This window comes from uncultured Rummeliibacillus sp. (assembly GCF_934216135.1).
Lineage (GTDB): Bacteria > Bacillota > Bacilli > Bacillales_A > Planococcaceae > Rummeliibacillus.
The window spans coordinates 17,646-38,900 of record NZ_CAKQBI010000028.1 but is presented as its reverse complement, the minus strand read 5'-3'; the positions used below and the strand labels follow the sequence as shown (position 1 = coordinate 38,900).

The 21,255-nt window shown below is 38.2% G+C and carries 18 protein-coding genes; 15 read left to right on the top strand and 3 right to left on the bottom strand.

Going from position 1 to position 21,255, the window contains the following annotated elements:
• Nucleotides 1–16 precede the first annotated feature (16 nt).
• Nucleotides 17–265, bottom strand: a complete 249-nt coding sequence (locus Q0977_RS18285) for a YesK family protein (protein WP_367269482.1) — start codon at nt 263–265, stop codon at nt 17–19.
• 202 nt (nt 266–467) lie between these two features.
• Here Q0977_RS18285 and Q0977_RS14730 point away from each other — a divergent pair, with 202 nt between their 5' ends.
• Both Q0977_RS14730 and Q0977_RS14725 read left to right on the top strand, forming a co-directional pair.
• Nucleotides 468–1,202 (top strand): hypothetical protein, encoded by a 735-nt coding sequence (locus Q0977_RS14730; protein ID WP_119416920.1) that lies wholly within the window; start codon nt 468–470, stop codon nt 1,200–1,202.
• Nucleotides 1,203–1,339: 137 nt separating this feature from the next.
• Nucleotides 1,340–2,788, top strand: coding sequence for a DEAD/DEAH box helicase (locus Q0977_RS14725; protein WP_299515345.1), 1,449 nt, complete (start codon nt 1,340–1,342; stop codon nt 2,786–2,788).
• Nucleotides 2,789–3,246: 458 nt separating this feature from the next.
• Here Q0977_RS14725 and Q0977_RS14720 read toward each other — a convergent pair whose 3' ends face one another.
• Nucleotides 3,247–3,681: a C40 family peptidase gene (locus Q0977_RS14720; RefSeq protein WP_299515343.1), complete on the bottom strand. Its 435-nt coding sequence runs from the start codon at nt 3,679–3,681 to the stop codon at nt 3,247–3,249.
• Between the two features lie 749 nt (nt 3,682–4,430).
• Between Q0977_RS14720 and Q0977_RS14715 the strand changes: the two genes are divergently transcribed.
• The 9 genes from Q0977_RS14715 (at nt 4,431) to Q0977_RS14675 (ending at nt 15,482) form a co-directional block, all read left to right on the top strand.
• Nucleotides 4,431–6,374 (top strand): helix-turn-helix domain-containing protein, encoded by a 1,944-nt coding sequence (locus Q0977_RS14715; RefSeq protein ID WP_299515341.1) that lies wholly within the window; start codon nt 4,431–4,433, stop codon nt 6,372–6,374.
• A 411-nt stretch (nt 6,375–6,785) separates the two neighbouring features.
• On the top strand, nt 6,786–8,951 hold the full coding sequence (locus tag Q0977_RS14710) for an acetate--CoA ligase family protein (protein ID WP_299515339.1): 2,166 nt from the start codon (nt 6,786–6,788) through the stop codon (nt 8,949–8,951).
• A gap of 3 nt (nt 8,952–8,954) precedes the next feature.
• Nucleotides 8,955–9,401, top strand: coding sequence for a MaoC family dehydratase N-terminal domain-containing protein (locus Q0977_RS14705; protein WP_299515337.1), 447 nt, complete (start codon nt 8,955–8,957; stop codon nt 9,399–9,401).
• Between the two features lie 29 nt (nt 9,402–9,430).
• Nucleotides 9,431–9,874, top strand: coding sequence for a MaoC/PaaZ C-terminal domain-containing protein (locus Q0977_RS14700; protein WP_367269481.1), 444 nt, complete (start codon nt 9,431–9,433; stop codon nt 9,872–9,874).
• A 17-nt stretch (nt 9,875–9,891) separates the two neighbouring features.
• Nucleotides 9,892–11,055, top strand: a complete 1,164-nt coding sequence (locus Q0977_RS14695) for a thiolase C-terminal domain-containing protein (RefSeq protein WP_299515335.1) — start codon at nt 9,892–9,894, stop codon at nt 11,053–11,055.
• A gap of 13 nt (nt 11,056–11,068) precedes the next feature.
• Nucleotides 11,069–11,503: a Zn-ribbon domain-containing OB-fold protein gene (locus Q0977_RS14690; protein WP_299515332.1), complete on the top strand. Its 435-nt coding sequence runs from the start codon at nt 11,069–11,071 to the stop codon at nt 11,501–11,503.
• Nucleotides 11,504–11,516: 13 nt separating this feature from the next.
• Nucleotides 11,517–12,713 (top strand): acyl-CoA dehydrogenase family protein, encoded by a 1,197-nt coding sequence (locus tag Q0977_RS14685; protein ID WP_299515330.1) that lies wholly within the window; start codon nt 11,517–11,519, stop codon nt 12,711–12,713.
• A gap of 21 nt (nt 12,714–12,734) precedes the next feature.
• Nucleotides 12,735–13,892 carry an acyl-CoA dehydrogenase family protein gene (locus Q0977_RS14680; RefSeq protein WP_299515328.1) on the top strand — a complete coding sequence of 386 codons (1,158 nt, stop codon included), beginning with the start codon at nt 12,735–12,737 and terminating at the stop codon, nt 13,890–13,892.
• 264 nt (nt 13,893–14,156) lie between these two features.
• Entirely contained in the window at nt 14,157–15,482 is a 1,326-nt protein-coding gene (locus Q0977_RS14675) for an aldehyde dehydrogenase family protein (protein WP_299515326.1), read from the top strand.
• Nucleotides 15,483–15,901: 419 nt separating this feature from the next.
• Here the strand turns inward: Q0977_RS14675 and Q0977_RS14670 are convergent, their stop codons facing one another.
• On the bottom strand, nt 15,902–16,933 hold the full coding sequence (locus Q0977_RS14670) for an NAD(P)/FAD-dependent oxidoreductase (RefSeq protein WP_299515324.1): 1,032 nt from the start codon (nt 16,931–16,933) through the stop codon (nt 15,902–15,904).
• Between the two features lie 221 nt (nt 16,934–17,154).
• On the opposite strand from Q0977_RS14670, the gene Q0977_RS14665 reads away from it, so the two are divergent.
• From Q0977_RS14665 to Q0977_RS14650, 4 genes are read left to right on the top strand one after another with little or no spacing between them, the layout of a single operon-like run.
• Complete coding sequence (locus Q0977_RS14665; RefSeq protein WP_119417318.1) at nt 17,155–18,198, top strand: iron-siderophore ABC transporter substrate-binding protein; 1,044 nt, start codon at nt 17,155–17,157, stop codon at nt 18,196–18,198.
• Nucleotides 18,199–18,200: 2 nt separating this feature from the next.
• Nucleotides 18,201–19,235 (top strand): iron ABC transporter permease, encoded by a 1,035-nt coding sequence (locus Q0977_RS14660; protein ID WP_299515322.1) that lies wholly within the window; start codon nt 18,201–18,203, stop codon nt 19,233–19,235.
• Nucleotides 19,232–20,263 carry an iron chelate uptake ABC transporter family permease subunit gene (locus Q0977_RS14655; RefSeq protein ID WP_299515320.1) on the top strand — a complete coding sequence of 344 codons (1,032 nt, stop codon included), beginning with the start codon at nt 19,232–19,234 and terminating at the stop codon, nt 20,261–20,263. The genes Q0977_RS14660 and Q0977_RS14655 overlap by 4 nt, the downstream gene beginning before the upstream one ends.
• Entirely contained in the window at nt 20,263–21,111 is an 849-nt protein-coding gene (locus Q0977_RS14650; RefSeq protein ID WP_299515317.1) for an ABC transporter ATP-binding protein, read from the top strand. Before Q0977_RS14655 ends, Q0977_RS14650 begins: the two co-directional genes overlap by 1 nt.
• The last annotated feature ends 144 nt before the right edge of the window (nt 21,112–21,255 follow it).

The following is a 21,255-nucleotide window of genomic DNA, read 5'->3' as shown; positions in this document are numbered from 1 at the left end:
CTCTTTAATACAATTCTTATTCTCTAATAACTTTATTGGAATTACTAATATACACAATAAACGAAATGAAAGATACTAGAATGATAGGGGTGCCTAATTGCATAAAAGCAAGTCCTTCCCAACCTCTAACTTCCACATATCCATAGACGATAAATAACACACCTATTAGCAATTGTGCCAACGTAAAAGCATAAAACGTGTTTTTGGAGAACCCTTTATTTTTTAACATACGTACTCCAATTGTTAATACTATTGCAACAATGATACCTATTATTAAAGGAAAAAAGAATATATTCTCACCTCCTTTCTTTTCGATAAAATACCATAAAATAGGATATATTTAAAAATTTATAGATACTGTAAAAAGATTATTTATCCAAAGAGCTTGTCCATATCAATAGGAAAACAGGAGTTTAATAATAGTTATAGAAATAGAATTATAGAGTATTTTCATTGGGGGGAGAATGTTGAGAATCGATCACTTGGTTGTAAATATTGATAAGAAGTATCAAACAGATAAAACTGTAATTCAGTCAGTACGAAATACTGGATTTCCATATGAGCCTAAATGGGGAAAAGGAACAAAAGGCTTTAAAGCATCTAACATTTGGATTGGAAATGAATATCTTGAAATGATTCACCTACTAAAAAATGATGGTGGTGGGTGGAAAGCAGAATGGGTAGAAAAATATAATAGGGGACATAGAGGACTTATCTGTTTGATGCTTGATGTAGATGATTTAGATAAAATTTATGAAGAGATGATTGATACAAATATTACAAAACCTCAGTATCTACAATTTAAATGGGGATTAGGACTGTTTACAAAAGCCATGCCTTGGAGAAACAGTTATTTTCCATTTTTCGAAGGAGTTCCTTTGCAGATTGGACTACAACAGATGAAAGATGAAAAGTCAGTTAAATTCATGCGTCAGTATATGGTGCCTAATTCTAGAGACAATGGAATCAATGGGATAGAAAAAATTAAAATTAAAGGCCCCTTTACCGAATCTGATTTCGAACTTATCAATACAATCTTTAAAATTAAAGAACCTTTCAATAATGGTATAATCATCTATCTGGATAAAAATCAAAAGTTGATTTTCGAAAAAGCTAATGCATATGAAGTCAACGTTACTACATCTTCAAGTAACGCCAAACAGTCAGAAGTAAAGATAGAGAATATTTTAATTTCAACTTAAAGTTACAATGTTATAAATCTTGACTTGCCGTAAAGCAGGTCTTTTTTAATTAAATAGCGTATAATGATAGTTTGTATAAGGGGACAATCTCGAGGAAATAATAAGGATAAATAATCCCCCAAAAAAGAGGTTTAGTTATGTGCAAAGAAAGTTTTAAAGATTATCAATTAAGTAATGAAATAGTAAAGGCGCTGGATAGTTTAGAATATGAAAAACCAACAGCCGTTCAAAGTAAGGTTATACCTCTTGCATTAGAGAAAAAGGACCTTGTCGTAAAATCGCAAACAGGTAGTGGGAAGACTGCTTCATACGGGATTCCAATTTGTGAATTAGTTGATTGGAAGGAAAATAAACCTCAAGCTCTAATCTTGACACCAACGAGAGAATTGGCCGTGCAAGTGAAAGAGGATTTTATAAATATAGGTAGATTTAAACGGATAAAAGCAACAGCGATTTACGGAAAACAACCCTTTGCCATACAAAAAACAGAACTAAAGCAAAAAACACATGTAGTCGTGGGAACTCCAGGCCGTGTGTTCGATCATATTGAAAAAGGTACTCTGTCATTAGATAAGATTAACTACCTTGTGATCGATGAAGCGGACGAAATGTTAAACATGGGATTTATCGAACAGGTAGAAGCTATCATTAAAGAGCTACCTCGAAAAAGAGTGACCATGTTATTTTCAGCTACTTTACCAGAGGAGATCAAAAAACTCTCACTTAACTATATGAAAACACCTATCGATATTGAAATTAAGGCGACGGGACTCACGACTGATAAGATTGATCATTCTGTTGTTGAAGTGGAAGACAACAATAAATTCTCTATGCTCAAAGATGTAACAATTGTTGAAAATCCAGACAGTTGCATAATCTTTTGTCGAACAAAAGATCGAGTAGATACTGTGTATGAACAATTAGCTGATTTAGGTTATAGCTGTGATAAAATTCACGGTGGCATGGTTCAAGATGATCGACTTGCTGTGATGAATGACTTTAGAAGAGGAGAATTCCGCTATTTAGTTGCTACAGATGTGGCAGCTAGAGGAATTGATATTGATAATATAACCCATGTTATCAACTACGACATTCCATTAGAGAAAGAAAGCTATGTCCATCGTACAGGAAGAACAGGACGAGCAGGGCAAAAAGGGAAAGCCATCACTTTTGTTACACCATTTGAAAATCAGTTTTTAAGTGCAATTGAAGAATACATTGGCTTTGAGATTCCGAAAATGGTAGCTCCTTCAAAAGAGGAAGTAGCAAGTAAGAAAACGGCATTTGACTCAAAAATGAATGTAGATCCAACGATTAAACATGCCAAAAGTGAAAAATTAAATGAGCAAATCATGAAGTTATACTTTAATGGTGGTAAAAAGAAGAAGATTAGAGCAGTAGATTTTGTTGGAACTATTGCAAAAATTGACGGAGTATCTGTAGAGGATATTGGTATCATTACAATATTAGATACTTTTTCTTATGTTGAAATACTAAATGATAAAGGTCCGATTGTGTTAAATAAAATGAAGAACACAACAATAAAAGGTAAGTTATTGAAAGTATATGAAGCTAATAAGAAGTAAAATATTAGCGTGGTACACAGATAGTTTTTACTTTATTGTTGTAATCTAGTTTTTTCTTAAAACTGTACACTCAACATAAAGAGGCTGTGGCAGAACAAAATTAGTCCTTTCTAAATCCGAATAATTGAATTTATTAGAATCAATTTCATTAAGCGTCCTTTCTTTGAGAAAATACGATTCTTCGATGATGATTAGTCAAATAAAATGGTGTGTGAAGTGGAGGACGGCGACTCCTGCGGGAATAGCTTGAGCTGAAAGCCCCGTCTGGAACGGAACACAATACCTTAATATTACGAATGTGTATATATTAAAAGTTTGTGTCTTTTAAGAAATGGATTCAATAGATAATAAAAAGAAAATCCGAACAAATGTGAAACTTTAAATAGAATTTCACATTATTGTTCGGATTTTTCATTAGCTAAAACACTTTTGTCCCGGTCTCTAATCTTGTTTGGAGATTATTTAATAATTCGTTTTGCACCAATATAGCGATCTTTCCAATACTTTCCGCTCATTTTAACAACTTTTACACCATCCATCGTAACGCCTGTAAATGTCCCATCACCATTGTAAATGGCAACAAAAGATACTACTCCTTTTTTTCCTGTAGCATAAAAGACTAAATCGCCTTGTTTTAATTGTTTTTGTTTAACCGATTTACCTTCTTTATATTGTAAAGCACTTGTTCTTGGTATCACCTTTTTAGTAGCTGCTTTTTTATAAACATATTGTGTAAATCCACTAGCATCAAAACCTTTTGGCGTCGTTCCTCCCCATTTATAAGGAGTATTTACATAACGTTTTGCTTCTTGTGAAACTTCTTCTCCATAATTGACGGAGGCTTTTGCATTACTTGCATGACCAAAAGTAAATGCCACAAATAATGCTAGCATAGAAAAAACTGTTAATACGAATTTTGAAATACGTGATGATAAAGTAATAATAACCCCTCCAAAGAACATTTTTATTTTTAGAAAAAACTACCAGTAACAGAAATTAGCCCAAAGACCTACCTAATTAGCTCCCTTCCTTAAACTAATAATCACAGAATTTATAATATGCAGGACAAATCTATAAATTGACAAAAAGATTGAAAAAGTTTTAGTGAAATATGTCTAAGGTTGACTGTTACGGAATGACCAGAAAATAAAGTGAAGAGATAGTTTAATAAGTCTAGAATTGGTGATTGTAGGAGACAGAATGGATTTAATAGTGGCCTATATGGAGAAAAATAATAAATTCAAATGCCATGCAGACGCTTCTTTGAAAACAAACTAGAAGATTTGTAAAATGAAACTATTAATTCCTTTATTTGAAGCGGAGTAAGATACAGCAACTAAAAACGAAAAAAACTATCAAAATAAAATTTGATTGAAAAGGTAGTTTTTAAGAAAATTAATATATTTTTATAAAAATGAGCACCGGTTCTACTTTAGTTTGGTTTAACTTTGCTAATAATTGTAACGCTCATTTGCGTGCAATTAAGGTTGTTTTCTCTATTGAGTTGATGTAGACGCGGTTACTATTGAGGCGCGATATTTGGCAGTAGCATCGATCTAGTATTATTGCTAGTGTAAGATAAATTCTATATGTTAAAGTATTATGTATAATGCAACTTTTTCCTTTTTTGGAGGTGCTTGTTTTGAACTTAAATAATTTGTATAGCGAAAATATTCAGAGCTTATTGCAGCGTTCTGTAGAGCAGTTTAAGCCGGCCATCGAGAATTTTCACATTTTGTTTATGGCAACCGAAGATGAGGAAACATTTGATTACTTAAAATTATTTGAGCAGTATTTGGCTACTGATTCAATCATTCAACTTGATATTAAAACAGTACAACAGTCGAAAATATTTGTGCTTAATGAAGTAAGCTACCAGCAAAATGAGGCGTTGTTTTATGAAATTCGTTTAAAAGCACGTCAACATATGATTGAAAGTATTTCTAAATCAGTAATTTTTCACGTGATCGAGCAAATGCCTTCACAAAATAGTGATATATTATCTAATCACCAGCTGCTTGATAGTGGACTGAAAAAAACACAGAAAATTATCCAGCAGGCAATCTTTATCGGTGAGGTGTCGACATGGAATAACTTTTATGACTGGTGTCGCGATTATTTGAAACAGCTAGTCTTAGAGGAACTTATATTTACAATAGGTGTGCAGGGGATGGGTAATTTACAGCCTTCCGAACTCAATACACTATTTTTTAAAATACTATCGACCAACTTGAGTGAAAATCATGATTTTATTATGAAATTTTCAAACGCAACAGAGGCGTATATTCAACAATGGAAGCGCCAAGTTGTTGCAGAGCTAGAAAATGATGTGCAATCATATTTGAAAATTGAGCATGAGATGGGAAAGATGCAGTCGACTAAATCCCCCTTGAGGGTCATTCCAAATTATGTATTTGTACTAAATACAGTTGTTTATCAGGCGATTCGTGAAATCATGTATAAAAAGTGCTTTCAAGTTAGGCGATATCCTTTCGCAACGTTTGTGAAGGGGAGAACGTCAGGCATGGTGGAAATTGTGCCAATCTGTGAATCTGAAGATGAACGAACGTGCCAACAACAGGGTATAATGGTAATGCAGTCGATGTCGACCATTGATGTGGATGTGCTCGATATTTTATGCAGTATTTTCTTACATCAGTCAAAACAATCAGGCGAAATCATTCAGGTTGATTTGTCAGATATATTGGCAATGCGAGGTCTAAAGGCAAAGCTTGGCGGCGGAGGAAGACGTGGTGGCTATGAACCAAAGCAAAAGCAGCAGATTATACAGGCACTTCGTAATATTCAATGTCTATGGATTACGCTAGAAAAGTCAGAGTTTTATCAGAAATACCAAACCGAGCAATCAGAGCTTCAAGGACGAGCTGTAAAGTTTTGTACGGCTGCGGGTGAGGAATATATTGTCAGTGAACAAACGTGTCAAAAGACAGTTTCGTTTACTTTTGATGAAGTGTTTGAGAAGTATATGCGTTCAAAAAAGCGCCAAGTGGCCTTACTACCAACTAAAGCGATTCAATACCATGCTTATCGACATAGTCTTGAAAAACAGCTGTGTCGCTATTTAAGCTGGCGTTGGCGTACGCAAGCATTCCAAGGTAATTTTTTGCAGCCAAACAAGGTTAGCACATTGTTATTTGCGACAGCCGAGAAATTAAATGAACGTTCTCCGCAACGTACACGTGAACGCTTAGAGAAGGCGTTAGATCAGTTAGCGAGCGACCAGATAATTGCTGCCTGGCACTATATAAAGTGGGATGAGAATATTACCGCAAATAAAGGATGGAGCAAATATTGGCTTAATACTAGTATCGTGATTGAGCCATCGCCCATTGTACAGGACCATTATCGTTCAATCGAAAGGAAAAGTAAACAGGAGCGTGTCCCAAAGCAAGATGATTCGAAGCTTGGCGAGCGTTTGTTAAGCCGTAGAAAGGAGCGAAATATTACGCTTCTACAGCTAGCAGAGGAGCTAGATGTTACGGCACCTTATATTAGCAATATCGAGCGCAATAAAGTAAAGCCTTCAGCTAAATTACGTGCCAAAATTTTAAAATGGTTAGATTAAGCCTCCCACATATATGGGGGCTTTTTTTAATGTAACGATACGTGACCTTTCTATGATTTATTGTTTATCGATGCTGCTACATTATTTCTTAAAAAATTATTAACATTGTTCGAATATGTGTTCAACATTTTCATTTGAAAAGAAATGAAATTAAATTAAAATATATGCGTTTACATGACGGGATGTCGCGGTTAGTATGCTTCAATGTCGGGGTTACATTGCACATTAATATTTTTACAAAAATATTAATCCTTACTGACAGTAAGGTAGAAGGTGTTTATATCAATATAGTAACAAGCTTATTAATGTATTAATTTAGCACATAGTTTTTTAATATTATGAAAACGTTTGCAATGTATGATGGACCTACAGATGACGTGTCTGTTCAATCCAATATTTAGGGGGGATTTGATGTCAGAGAAATCTTTAGGTTATGAATCGTTAATACCATTATTAAAGCCAAAAACAATCGCGGTTTTAGGGGCGTCGGAAAACAAGTATAAAATTGGACATTTACAAATTCAAGCATTAATTGATGGAAAGTTCCAAGGAGAAATTATTCCAATTCATCAGCGAGCGACTGAAATTGCAGGTATAAAATGTTACCCATCACTTCAGGCTTATCCAGGTGAAATCGATTTAGTTATTTTTTGTGTAAGCTTTGACCAGATCAGGCCTTGTCTAGAGGATTGTGCAGTAAAAGGTATAAAGTCAGCGATTATTTTTGCTTCAGGCTTTTCGGAGGCGGGCGAATATGGTCAGCAACTGCAGCAGGAGCTTGGCGACTTTGCCCGAGCAAATGGTATTCGAATCGTTGGCCCTAACTGCGTAGGAATCGTAAACACAACGAATGGCTTAATCGGTACATTTTCACCATCTATTTTGACAGTACCAATGACAGGCAAGCGTGGCGTAGGTTATGTTTCACAAAGCGGTGCATTCGGTGTCTTAACGTATATGGCTGCAGCACAAAATGACATAACATTTAACTACTTTGTCAGTACTGGGAACGAGATGGATACGACGATGGAGGATTTCGTGGAGTATATGTTACACGATGATGACACGACAATTATTAGCGGTTATTTAGAGGGGTCAAAAAATCCAGAAAAATTCAAGCAGTTAGCAATACAGGCTGTAAAAAAGAAAAAACCAATCGTGTTAATGAAAACGGGTCGTAGTAACGCGGGTAGTCGTGCAGCTGCTTCACATACGGGCTCATTGGCAGGAATAGATAAAATTTATGATGCATTTTTTAAACAATATGGCATTGTTCGTGCAGAGGATTTTGATGACATCATTACTTTTTCAAAGTTATTTAACCCGGATAAATTACCTAAGGGTGGAAACACGGTTATTATTACGAGCTCTGGTGGCCGTGGCATAAACGAGGCAGATCGTTGTGAAGCATATGGATTAAATGTAATAGAACTAAGTGAAGAAACAAAGGTGAAGATTAAAGAAAAGTTGCCTTCATATGCATCGGTGAGCAATCCGATTGATTTAACAGCAGCAGCATCTGTAACGAATCAAGAACTTTATTTAGCACCACTACAAGCGTTAGTCGATGATCCAAATGTGCATAGCATTATTTATACAGATTTCGCGTATATGTGGGATGAAAATTCTCCGCAACTCCAAGAATTTATAGAGATTGCTAGGAATAGTGATAAGCCCATTGCCGTGTTTTCATTCCCATTAGATGGCATGACGTATCCACGTGCTGCCAAAACATTAGTTGAAAACGGCATTACTGTTATTTCCGGTGCATTAAATCCATTTCGTGGCTTAGCAAAGTTGGTGGAGTATAGCAATTTCATTCAGTCAGCTGATTTGGAACCTCAAGTGGAAGACATTCAATTTGCAGATGTAACAAGCTTGTTAGGTGTCAATGAAACATTAAGTGAGTCTGAAGCAAGCGCGGTGCTTTCTCAATATGGCATTCCAACAACTAGTCGAGAAATTGCAACAACGGCTGATCAGGCAGTACATTTTGCGAAAATAATTGACTATCCAGTCGTGTTAAAAATTGATTCACCAGATATTCCACATAAAACAGAAGCAGATGCGATTCGATTAAACCTCCAAACGGAAGAAGATGTACGCTCAGAATTTGAAACGATTATGGCTAATGCCCGTCGCTATAAACCAGATGCTGTATTGAACGGTGTATCTGTACAGGAAATGTTAGCCCCAGGTGTAGAGATAATTGTCGGTGCGCATAATGATCCGACGTTTGGTCCTGTTGTAATGGTAGGATTAGGAGGCATTTTTGTTGAGGTGTTTAAGGATGTTGCCTTTAAGGTAGCACCATTAACGCGTAAAGACGCGCATGATATATTGGAAGAACTGAAGGGCAATACGATTTTAAATGGTACACGAGGAAAGGCACCAGTTGATAAAGAGGCAATTGTGGATGTATTGCTGAAAGTATCAAAGCTGATGACGGACCATAAAGATCACATTTTAGAGTTAGATATTAATCCATTAGTTGTTTATGAGGAAGGTGCGAAGGCGGCAGATGCAATGCTTGTTGTGAAAGTACCTCAAACAGCAAAGGAAATAATTGGAGGGTAAATGATGGAGCTAGCACATTTAATCGGTAAAACAGGGAAACAATTTACGTTTCAAGTAGATTTACGTCACATACGTCAGTTTGTTCAGGCAATTGGTGATGCAAATCCATTATATACAGATGAGGAATTTGCCAAAAATACGGTGCACGGTAGCATAATCGCACCACTAACGTTCCCAATCGCAATTACTTCAGATTCGGGGGAAGAGCTGGATTTAGGGCTAGATTATCGTCGCATGCTACATGGTGAGCAGCAATTCATCTATACACGTCCAATACGTCCAGGTGATGTGCTTCATTGCCAAAGTATCGTGACGGATGTGTATGAAAAGGATGGCAAAAACGGCAAGATGGAATTCATCATCATGGATACAGAGATGAAGGATACAGAGGGCAATCATGTTGTGACAAGCCGTACGAATATTATCTACCGACCATTGGTAACAGCTTAAATCAAAGGGGTAATTTTAAAAAGGCTGCATTGTGCAGCCTTATATCGAAGGGGGTACAAGTGATGTTGCATTTAAACGAATTACAGGAAGGACAAGAATTACCTATCCATGTGAAGAAGCCTGTTACGAAAGTACAACTTGTCAAATACGCAGGAGCATCAGGGGATTTTAATCCTCTACATACGGATGATGCGTTTGCACAAAAAATAGGCTTACCGGGTGTCATTGCGCACGGCATGCTGGTGATGGGGTTTTTAGGAGAGTATGTTAACAAGCTTGCAGGTGAAGTTGCTCTTGTGAAGGATTTCAAAATGCGCTTTGGGGCAATGACGTTTCCAAAGGATGTCATTACATGCACAGGCACGGTGAAATCTATGACAGTTCAAAATGGTAAGCAAGTGGCGGTTTTAACACTGACAGCCTCAAAGGAAGAGCAGGTCGTGGGTGTAGGTGAAGCAGTTTTACAATTTTAAGCAAAGGGGTGTTCGAGATGTCGGCATTAAAAAATCGTTATGCCATTGTTGGTGTAGGTGAAAGTAAACGTTCAAAAAATTCAGGGGTTACCCCGTTACATTTAGCGCTTGATGCAGCACGCGCGGCAATTGCGGATGCTGGACTAGAAGCGAAGGATATTGATGGCTTTATGAGCTATTCAGAGCACGATTCATGCTCACCACACCAAGTAGCAACTTATTTAGGTGTTCGTCCAGGTGTGGTGAAGGAAATCGTTGGTGGTGGTAGTAGTACAGAGCTTCTAATCGCAGATGCAGTTGGCTTAATCGAAACAGGTCAGGCGAAGACGGTGTTAATATACCGTGCGATGAATGGCCGCTCAGGCGTACGTATGGGCGGTGGTGGCTGGAGCACAGATATACTACAGGCAGCATTTGAAGGCGGCAGCTTTTTAATTCCATATGGTGCCGGTAGCCCTGGTCAATGGTTTGGTTTATTTGCAACGCGTCATATGCAGTTAAACGGCTTAACACAAGAGCATTTAGGTCACGTATGCACGAGCTTTTATGAGCATGCACAGCGTAATCCGAATGCCATGTTCTACGGCAAGCCGTTAACGATGGATGAGTATTTGAAAACACCGCATTTAAGCTCACCATTTACGAAGCATGATTTTTGCTTAGAGTCCGATGAGGCGAATGCCATTATCGTGACATCAGCAGAACGCGCAAAGGATTGCAAATCAAAGCCAGTTTACATTATGGGTATGGCAGCGCGTCAAAGTGTATCACATGCGCACTATTGGAAAAATATAGATGAAGTAGCTTCGGATTATGTAGCACCAGAACTGTATAAAGCTGCAGGTATTACACCAGAAGACATTCAAGTAGCTTCTATTTATGACTGCTTTAGCTGGGTAGTATTGCGTCAGCTAGAAGCATATGGCTTGGCAAAAAAAGGCGAGGTAGGAGATTTCGTAGCAGCAGGTAATTTAAAGATGGGCGGCAAGCTACCAACAAATACAGCAGGCGGTATGCTTTCAGAAGGCTATACGCACGGTATGAATAACGTTTTGGAAATCGTTCGACAAGTTCGTCATGAATATAAAGGTACAGATCGTCAAGTTGAAAACTGTGAAATCGGCATTTGTACAGGCTGGGCAGGTCCAGATATTGCAGGTGCAATGATTTTAAGAAACTAGGGAGGGATTTTAGATGTCTGAGGAAACAAAAGTGAAATATGAAAAGCCGATTCCATTAAAAACAATCGATAATACACCGTACTGGGATGCGGCTGACCGTCATGAATTGGTGCTACAAAAATGTAATTGCTGTAATGCATACAATCACCCACCAGGACCAAGCTGCACAAGCTGTGGTAGCCCGGACATTACATGGGAGAGCCAGGGAAATGACATTCGAGGTAAGGTTTACACATACGTCGTTTCTTATCGACCATTTTTACCCGGCTTCCAAAATGACATTCCTTTAGTAATTGCTGTAGTTGAGCTAGACAACATACCAGAGGTGAAGATTATCGGCAATGTCCTAAACGCTACAGCGCAGGATTTAGCCGTAGGAACAGCGGTGAAGATGGTCTGGGTAGATGTAAACGACAATCGTGCCATTCCACAATGGGAATTAGCATAAAGGAGGGATTAGTATGGATTTCGCATATACAGCTGCAGAAGAGCAATTTCGTTTAGAGTTACGTAAATGGTTAGAGACAAATTTACCAGATGGCTGGCTTGATGGCACATTTAAAATGCCAGAAGAGCAGGTTGAGCTAGGCCGTTTTTTACGCGATTGGCAATACAAGTTAGCTGAGGGTAGATGGGCAGCGATTGCATGGCCAGAAAAGCATGGTGGCCGTGGTGCAACACTGATGGAGGAAATTATTTATCATCAGGAAATGGTCCGCGTGAAGGCTCCACCACTAGTAAACTATGTTGGCTTATACATGGTGGGCCCTACATTAATGCAAATTGGTACGCCAGAGCAGCAGGAAAAATATATTCCGAAAATCTTATCGGGTGAAGAGGTTTGGTGCCAAGGTTATTCAGAACCAAATGCGGGGTCGGATCTGGCTGCAGTAAAAACGACAGCAGTGAAGGATGGTGACAAATGGATCATTAACGGTCAAAAAATTTGGACCAGTTTCGCCCATTTTGCGGATCGCTGCTTCTTAGTGGCACGTACGAGCAAGGGCGAGAAAAAGCATGCCGGCATTACGTGTTTCTTGCTTGATATGAACCAGCCGGGAGTGGAAGTTCGTCCTATCATTCAAATGGATGGCGACCATGATTTCAATGAAGTATACCTAAATGATGCAGTAGCTTATGATACGGACATTATTGGGCAACTAGATGATGGTTGGCGCGTAACGATTGCACTACTAATGCATGAGCGTACAGGTATTGGCGCGCAAGTATTTTCTTTAGAGCAGCAGTTTGAAGGACTAGTAGAGCTTGCTCAAACTGTAACGGAGGACGGCACTCCAATTATTGAAAAGGCAGATGTACGTAAACGTTTACTTGATTTATATATGAAGTCACGTGGTTCTCTATTGAACTATTATCGCAACCTAACAAAGCAACTCAAGGTTGGTCACCCAGGTGTTGAGGGATCAATGGATAAGCTGTTTGTGAGTGAAGTGACAAAGGAGCTATTTGCTGAATCCGTTTCATTACAAGGACATCAAGGTGTCCTTTGGAAGGATGACGCGATTTTTGGTGAATCCTATTGGCAAAAAAATTATTTGTACTCATTTGGCCAAACGATTGGTGGCGGTACAAGTGAGATTCAGAAAAATACAATTGCAGAGCGTCTGCTAGGATTACCAAAGGATGTTGGACGATAAAAACGATAGAGGTGAAGAACGATGGATTTCTCTTTAAATCAAGAGCAGGAGATGTTCCGAGAGTTTTTACAAAAATATATTAACGATATGGAGAATACGCAAATTACGCGTGACTATATTGAAAATAAAATAGACAAGGTACAGCAAGTGCTAGGAGGCATTCATGAACTAGGCTGTGCACAGCTGAACATTCCTGAAATTTACGGTGGAATGGGCTTGGGTAAACTAGATTTAGTACCAATTATGGAGGAGTTTGGACGCTATTTAACACCAGGTGTATTTTTAGAAACGAGCGCCTTCGCTGTGCCGCTAATTGAGCAGTATGGAACGAACGAGCAAAAAGAAATGTACTTAACGAAGATTGCTGACGGTACAACATTTACGATCGCTTGGTTAGAGCCAGGAAACAGCTATCGTGAGGTTGGAATCCAGCTAGCAGCGGAACTAAGTGACGATACACTTGTTCTTAACGGTGTGAAAACACAGGTGCCCGATGTTGAACTCGCACAATTTATCATTGTACCGGTTCGCGTAAATAGTGGAATTACACTTGTCATTGTAGACAAAAATGCAGAGGGTATTGAGCTGCTTCCACAGCAATCAATAGATGCTACACGTAAGCTATCTGAAATGACATTTACAAACGTGAAAGTGGCGACAACGAATATTGTAGGTGCAATTGGCGATGGCTGGGAGATTTTACAGGAGGCACTACTCGCATACAATGCAGCACTTTCTTCAGTAGTCGTTGGTGCAATGGAACGTATTGTTCAGCAGGCAAGTGAATATGCAAATATTCGTGAGCAGTTTGGCAATCCAATTGGTCGCTATCAAGCGATTAAGCACCGTATTGTTGATATGAAGTTAGATTTGGAAACGACACGCTCCCTTTCATATTACGCGAACTGGGCTTTAGAAACGAATGCGGAGGATTGTGTGCAAGCAATTTGTAGCGCACGTATTTTTTCCATCGATGCGTTTATTAAGGCGGCTTCTCATAATATTCAAATTCATGGTGGTATTGGCTTCACTGAGGAAATTGACTGTCACTTATATGTGAAACGAGCACGCTTTTATGAGCATTATCTAGGTAGCACAGAGCAGTATTATGAGCGTGCTATTGATGCATTAAATTGGACTGCGATAGCGGAGAAAAAAGAACAAGTGGTAGCAAACTAGCACTCAAATCGATAGAAAGAACGATTATGTGATAGCAACTATCAACTATCAACAGTGAGAGGAATTGTAACGAACGTATGCAATTCCTTTCGTTTTATACAAATATAAAATGAAAGTATTGTTGCGCCAACTTTAGCGGATTATTCTTGTCGTGGCACTGGGGATTATTATTCGTTGTCGTATTACAACGTCATAACCTACGTGTAGAAAAAATGTTTATGCCTGAGCGAGGACTTGTATAAAATCTTTGAGGGAGTGTCAAATATGGTAGTGAGTGTACAGGAAAGAATAAAGGACGTTTTTAATAAGCAAACAACGCACCAATGGGTAGTGCGTAACACAACAGCTGAGCATCGTAAGGAAAAGCTAAAAAAGCTAAAGGAAGAGCTACTTTCACGAAAAGACCAGATTGTGGAAGCATCTATTAAAGATTATGTAAAGCCTGTATCGTTAGTTGAAAATGAAATTTTTTCAATCGTTTCTGCAATCGATTACATTTTAGAAAATTTATCAGCATGGATGCAGGTCGAGCGTGTAGAGGATCCACAGGATGGCGAGGCTTATATCGTATATGAATCTAGAGGGCGTGTATGTATTTTCGGTACATGGAACTCACCTTTATCCGTAACGATTCACCCGATGATTGAAGCACTTGCAGCAGGTAACTGTGTCATCATCAAGCCGAGCGAGTTCAATCCTGCCTTTAATGCAGTTCTTAAAGAGCTGATTGAGTCAGTGTTTGAAGAACAGGAGGTAGCAGTTGTAGAAGGTGAGGTTGATATTGCAGAGGCTTTAATGAAGCTACCATTTGATCATTTCTTCTTTACAGGAAGTCCACGTGTTGGAAAAATCGTGATGCGAGAGGCTGCCAACCATTTAGCAGCAGTCACATTGGAACTTGGTGGTAAATCGCCAGTCGTTTTACAGCAAGGCTACAATATGTTCCAGGCCGCACAAACACTTGTATTCGGGAAAGTACTTATAAGTGGACAGTTTTGTATTTGCCCGGATTATATATGGGCACATGAGGAAGACATACCATTACTAGCAGAGGCATATAGACAGCTCACAATGGGAATGTTGTACGATAATGGTCAGCTTCGTTCCGAGGAGCGAACACAAATTGTCAACGAGCAGCATTATAATCGGATAAAAGGTTTATATGAGGATGCCATTGCAAAAGGCGCAATCGTCTTAAGTGGTGGTACATTTGATGATACTCGTCGCTTAATTGAGCCGACATTATTGACGAACGTGACGGAAGATATGTTGATTGCTGAAGAGGAAGTATTCGGACCAATTACATTTGTAAAAGGCTATTCAACTATTGACCAAGCATTGTCATATATTCAGCAACGACCAAAGCCATTAGCGCTTTATATTTATAGTAATGACGAGGCATTCCAACTGCATGTGCTTCAAAATACTTCATCAGGTGGAGTAACAATTAATGGCATATGTATGCATAATACTTACTTACAGCTGCCTTTTGGTGGTGTCAACAACTCCGGCTTTGGTAGCTTCCATGGTATACACGGCTTTAAAACATTCTCGCATCAACGAGCAGTTTATCATATTATTCAAAAATGATAAGATCTCGGGCTTTGGAGCCTTAAAAAATTATTATATTACGTTGATTAGATAAAATTTGGGGAATTATTTTACTTTGTAGTCAAAATCAAGTGCCACTGCATCTATTAATGCATCAGCAGATTGAGATGCGGGTTCGACTCCCGCCGTCTCCATAACACAAACCATATAATTAAAAAGAGTGCCAAACTCCTTAATACAAGGATTTTGACACTCTTTCTATTTCAGTAAGTTACATATGGTATTAAATCTGAGGTTAGTCAGTCAAAGTACCAAGCTTAAATATTCTAAAAATCTACCGAGAGCACTTTTTAATCTTTCCAGTAACGTCCATTGTCGTTTTATATATTGTATGTACAAGTTGTTTTGTACTTTTTAAAATTAACTCCACCATGCAACCACAGCTCTTGTTCGTAATATCAACGATACATCTCTGCCAACAATTCCTGATTTTTCTCAAGGAATTTTTCGTTGTGTGAAGAGACCATTGCGTAGCTGTCGGCATCGGGTTCGATGTATTTTTTGACGCTGTTGACGGCTAGTACGGCATCGTTGAATGTGCCGACGAGTAAGTATACTTTATCGTCGTAAGATACGATATCGCCGACGGCAAATATTCCGGGTGTTGTCGTTTTGCATTGGCCGATGCTTTCGAAGAGCTGACTTTCGTTGCGTTTTGGTGCAATGCCTTCCTCAAATTCAAGAGATACTTCACGGTTATAGCCATGGCATATTAAAATATCATCCATTGTGATGGTTTGAATTTCACCATTTTGAACGATGTCTACTGATTCGATAGCTGTTTTTTGTGTATTTGCATGTAGTTTTTGGATTTCAGTATTGAGTAAAATGTCGACGCCATGATCTTTTAATTTGTTGACTTGAGATTCATGCGCTTTTAATTCGTCACTACGATAAATCACGGTTATTTTTTTAGCGATAGGGAGTAATTCAACTGCCCAGTCGATTGCAGCGTTGCCTCCACCAGAGATCAATAATTCTTTATCGCGGAAGCGTTCCATACCATTGATCGTATAGTGTAAGTTGGTCATTTCATATTTTTCGGCACCATCGATTTCTAGTTTAATAGGTTGGAAGATGCCACCGCCAATCGCAATGATGACCGCTTTTGAATAATGTTTTTCTCCAGATTCAGTTGTAATTGTAAAGAAGTTATTTTTCTTTTCAATCCATTTGACTTTTGAATTTAGACATACAGTTGGGTTGAATGTCATTGCTTGTTGAACTAAATTTTTTAAAAAGACTTCACCTTGAATGGGTTGTTGACCACCGACATCCCAAAGCATCTTTTCTAAAAAGATATTCACTTTTCCGCCAAGTTGAGGATGGAATTCAATAATTTTCGTTTTCAAATCCCTCATGCCACTATAAAAGGCGCTATATAAACCTGCAGGACCTCCGCCGACAATTGTTACATCATATAAATCCATATTGTACACTCCTACTCATATACTTCTATTATGATAATGATAATCCTTATCAATTAAAAATGCAAAACAAAGTTACATTAAACGATGATATTTCCTTTAGATGGGTTTTAGTCTAGGATATTACCATTTTTTTATTGACATTTTAAAGATTGAAAGTTATATTTTTATAAGTGATAAAGATTCTCATTATCAATCATTCAATTATTAGAGGAGTGTAACAAATGAAGAAAATGACAAAAGTACTGCTATTTGCAATTATGTCTGTTCTAGTACTTGCATTAGCAGCTTGTTCAGATGATTCTTCAAAAGAAAAATCATCAAGTGATACAAAGTCTGAATCAGCAGATGGTCAATATCCAATCGAGATCAAACACGCATTCGGAACAACAACAATTGAGAAAAAACCTGAACGTGTTGCAACGATAGCATGGGCAAACCATGACGTAGCATTAGCATTAGGTGTCGTACCTGTTGGTTTTTCAGCAGCCAATTACGGCATTAAAGATATCAAAACAGGTATCTTACCTTGGACACAAGAAAAATTAGATGAACTAGACGCTAAAAAACCAAACGTTTATCAAGATACAGATGGTCTAGATTACGAAGCAATTGCTGATTCTAAACCAGATGTTATTTTAGCTGCATACTCAGGAATTACGGAAGAAGAGTACAATAAATTAAGCGAAATTGCTCCAGTAGTTGCATATAAAGATCAACCATGGGTAACTTCATGGCGCGACCAAGTAAAATACGATTCAATGGGTATGGGCATGGCAAAAGAAGGCGAACAGTTGATCAAAGATACTGAAAAGAAAATCGCTGATACTGCTGCAAAATATCCAGATGTTAAAGGTAAAAAAGCCGCTTTCGGTATGTTCAATACAACAGATTTATCTAAATTCTACATTTACACACCATCAGATCCACGTGGTGAAATGTTAGAAGAAGTTGGAATGGAATATCCTGAAGGTATTAAAAAACAAATTAAAGATGATAGTGGTTTCTATCTTGAATTAAGTGCAGAAAATGCAGACGTATTAAATGATACAGAAATGTTAGTTGTATACGGTGACGATACGACATTAAAAACACTTCAAAAAGACCCTATTTTAGGTAAAGTTCCGGCAATTGAAAAAGGTAACGTTGTTGTCATTGAAGACAATACACCTTTAGCAGCTGCTGGTACACCAAGCCCATTATCAATTCAATATACAATTGATGATTATTTATCTAAAATCTCAGACGTTGCAAAAAACGTTAAATAATAATGAAAAATATTCTTGAAAAAGAAAATAAGCAAAGGTTACTACCAAAGCATTTAGCAAGGGTAGTAACCCTTTTGCTCATTTTGCTCATTGTTAGTATTTGTATGTCTCTTGCATTTGGTTCTCGTACAATTGGTCTAGATGGGCTTATAGATGGCTTGTTTCATCCTTCTATAGAAAGTCATGAGGCAAGCGTTGTGCGACAACGTATCGCAAGAACGATATTCGGTTTAATATGTGGAGCAGCTCTCGGTGTATCTGGGGCACTGATGCAATCTGTCACACGAAATCCAATTGCAGATCCAAGTATTTTAGGGGTCAATACGGGCGCATCTTTATTTGTTGTTTGTGGGATTGCTTTTTTAAGCATTCATTCACCAAGTGATTATATTTGGTTAGCAATTGTTGGTGCAATCTTGACAGCGATATTTGTCTTTGGAATTGGCTCGATGGGCGCAAGTGGAGCGACACCGCTAAAACTTGTATTAGCTGGAGCAGCGACGACAGCTATTTTATCTTCACTTGTAACAGCTATTTTAATACCACGTACGAATGTTATGGATCAATTCCGTTTTTGGCAAGTTGGAAGTGTAGGAGCTGCCAATTGGGATTCCGTTCATATTTTTGTTCCGTTTTTGATTGTTGGTGTTGTGATAGCGATTATAGTAGCACCTGCATTGAATGCATTAGCACTTGGTGACGAAGTGGCGACAGGCTTAGGCGTGCGCACAGGAGTTATTCGCATGTTAGCCGCTTTTGCTGGTGTTTTACTTTGTGGAGCAGCGACGGCGCTAGCTGGTCCAATTGGATTTATTGGTTTACTTGCTACCCATTTAATTCGATTGGTTGTCGGACCGGATGTCCGTTTCCTTATTCCTTTAGCGGCATTGTCTGGAGCCATCATTTTGTTGATTTCGGATGTATGCGGTCGTTTCCTTGGTAGTCCTGGCGAATTAGAAGTTGGGATATTAACAGCCTTTATCGGCGCGCCCATTTTAATATTAATTACAATGAAAGCGAAAATGCGTACAATATGATGAATGAAACGATGAATAAAATTATAAAAGCAAGAAAAAAACGCCGAAATCGCTATGTAGGCGTCACGATAATTTTAGCTATGATTGCCATTGGTTTGTGCTGTACGATGATGATGCTCGGGAATACAATTTACCCTGTAGCAGATGTAATAAATGTTTTACTTGGTGAGACAATTCCAGGTGCTTCTTTTGCTATCAACGAAATTCGTTTGCCACGAACAGTAGCCGGTTTGTTTGCTGGTTTTGCTTTTGGGGCAGGGGGGTATATTTTCCAAACGATGCTGCGTAATCCATTAGCGAATCCAAATGTCATTGGGATTACAACCGGCTCTAGTGCAGCAGCAGTTTTTTGTATTATCATTTTGCATACGAGTAGTACGGTTGTTTCACTTGCTGCCGTTGTTGGTGGGCTTGTAACAGTAGCAATCATTTATGGGTTGTCAAAAGGAACCTCTTTTTCTATCGGTCGATTAATATTAATTGGTATTGGTATTCAAGCGATGTTAAATGCATTTATTTCGTATTTAATGCTAATAGGTAAAACGAATGATTTACCGAATGCTTTACGTTGGCTAAGTGGAAGTTTAAATGGGGCAGAAATCGAAATGACGTATCCATTAATCATTGCAATCGTGATCGTAACACCTGTGCTCATTTATTTTGCGAAACAACTTGAAATGCTAGAGCTAGGCGAACAAGCGGCAACCTCTTTAGGGGTCAATACCAATAAGACCCGCGTCATATTAATGATTAGTGCGGTATTAATCATCGCTTTAGCTACAGCAACAACCGGTCCAATTGCGTTCGTAGCCTTTTTAGCAGGACCTATTGCTCAACGTCTTGTTGGAGTTGGGTTTTCGAATATTCTTCCAGCAGGTTTAATCGGGGTTATTTTAGTGTTAGGTGGGGATCTAATTGGTCAGTTTGCCTTTGAAACCCGCTTTCCGGTAGGTGTTATTACAGGGATTATCGGTGCACCATATTTAATTTACTTGCTAATTCGTATTAATCGAAAGGGAGATATTTAATGACAGCTCATACATTTGAAACGAAACATATTCAATCAGGATATGAAAATAAAACGATTTTAAACGACGTCAACTTATCGATTCCGAGTAATCAAATTAGCATTATTATTGGTGCTAACGGTTGCGGTAAGTCGACATTACTAAAAACAATGGCACGTTTAATAAAGCCAACAGGTGGGGAAGTACTTTTAGATGGTAAATCCATTCATAAAATGGCACCAAAACAATTGGCAAAAGTGCTAGGGCTACTTCCTCAATCACCAATCGTTCCAGAAGGTATTACGGTAGCAGATCTTGTTGGTCGCGGTCGTTTTCCTCATCAAAGTGTCATGAAGGGTTGGTCAAAAAAAGATTATGAAGCAGTAGCAGAAGCATTAGAAATGATGAATATTACCGAATTTGCAGACCGTAATATTGATGAACTATCAGGTGGTCAAAGACAGCGTGTTTGGATCGCGATGGCATTAGCACAGCAAACGGACATTTTATTTTTAGATGAGCCAACAACGTATTTAGATATCACGTACCAAGTAGAAATACTAGATTTACTGACGGATTTAAATAAAAAATACGGCACGACCATTGTTATGGTGTTACATGATATTAACTTATCCGCACGCTATGCAGACTATTTGTTTACGGTGAAAAACGGTCATCTCATTGCAGAAGGAAAACCAACTGACATTTTAACTGCAGATTTGATAAAAGAAACCTTCCAGTTAGATTGCCAAGTAATTAATGATCCGGTCTCGCATACACCACTCATCGTACCGATTGGCCGTCATCACGCTAAAGTAAAAGAGTTGGAACAAAGCGTAAATACAAAAGGTGACTTGCTTTTGCGTTAGTAAGCGGGCTGACTAAATATCTGCCAAAACAAAAAACACCTTCAAAGGATATACATTCTTTGGAGGTGTTTGGTGTTTTTTCTATAAATTAATTGAGTTTTAGCCAAATTAAGGACAAAGTTATTCAACAATAGCGTTTGATTG

Coding starts and splice junctions, on each gene's coding strand:
- Q0977_RS14725 (WP_299515345.1), top strand. CDS start 1,340: ATGTGCAAAGAAAGTTTTAAAGATTATCAATTAAGTAATGAAATAGTA.
- Q0977_RS14720 (WP_299515343.1), bottom strand. CDS start 3,681: ATGCTAGCATTATTTGTGGCATTTACTTTTGGTCATGCAAGTAATGCA.
- Q0977_RS14710 (WP_299515339.1), top strand. CDS start 6,786: ATGTCAGAGAAATCTTTAGGTTATGAATCGTTAATACCATTATTAAAG.
- Q0977_RS14705 (WP_299515337.1), top strand. CDS start 8,955: ATGGAGCTAGCACATTTAATCGGTAAAACAGGGAAACAATTTACGTTT.
- Q0977_RS14695 (WP_299515335.1), top strand. CDS start 9,892: ATGTCGGCATTAAAAAATCGTTATGCCATTGTTGGTGTAGGTGAAAGT.
- Q0977_RS14690 (WP_299515332.1), top strand. CDS start 11,069: ATGTCTGAGGAAACAAAAGTGAAATATGAAAAGCCGATTCCATTAAAA.
- Q0977_RS14685 (WP_299515330.1), top strand. CDS start 11,517: ATGGATTTCGCATATACAGCTGCAGAAGAGCAATTTCGTTTAGAGTTA.
- Q0977_RS14680 (WP_299515328.1), top strand. CDS start 12,735: ATGGATTTCTCTTTAAATCAAGAGCAGGAGATGTTCCGAGAGTTTTTA.
- Q0977_RS14675 (WP_299515326.1), top strand. CDS start 14,157: ATGGTAGTGAGTGTACAGGAAAGAATAAAGGACGTTTTTAATAAGCAA.
- Q0977_RS14670 (WP_299515324.1), bottom strand. CDS start 16,933: ATGGATTTATATGATGTAACAATTGTCGGCGGAGGTCCTGCAGGTTTA.
- Q0977_RS14665 (WP_119417318.1), top strand. CDS start 17,155: ATGAAGAAAATGACAAAAGTACTGCTATTTGCAATTATGTCTGTTCTA.
- Q0977_RS14660 (WP_299515322.1), top strand. CDS start 18,201: ATGAAAAATATTCTTGAAAAAGAAAATAAGCAAAGGTTACTACCAAAG.
- Q0977_RS14655 (WP_299515320.1), top strand. CDS start 19,232: ATGATGAATGAAACGATGAATAAAATTATAAAAGCAAGAAAAAAACGC.
- Q0977_RS14650 (WP_299515317.1), top strand. CDS start 20,263: ATGACAGCTCATACATTTGAAACGAAACATATTCAATCAGGATATGAA.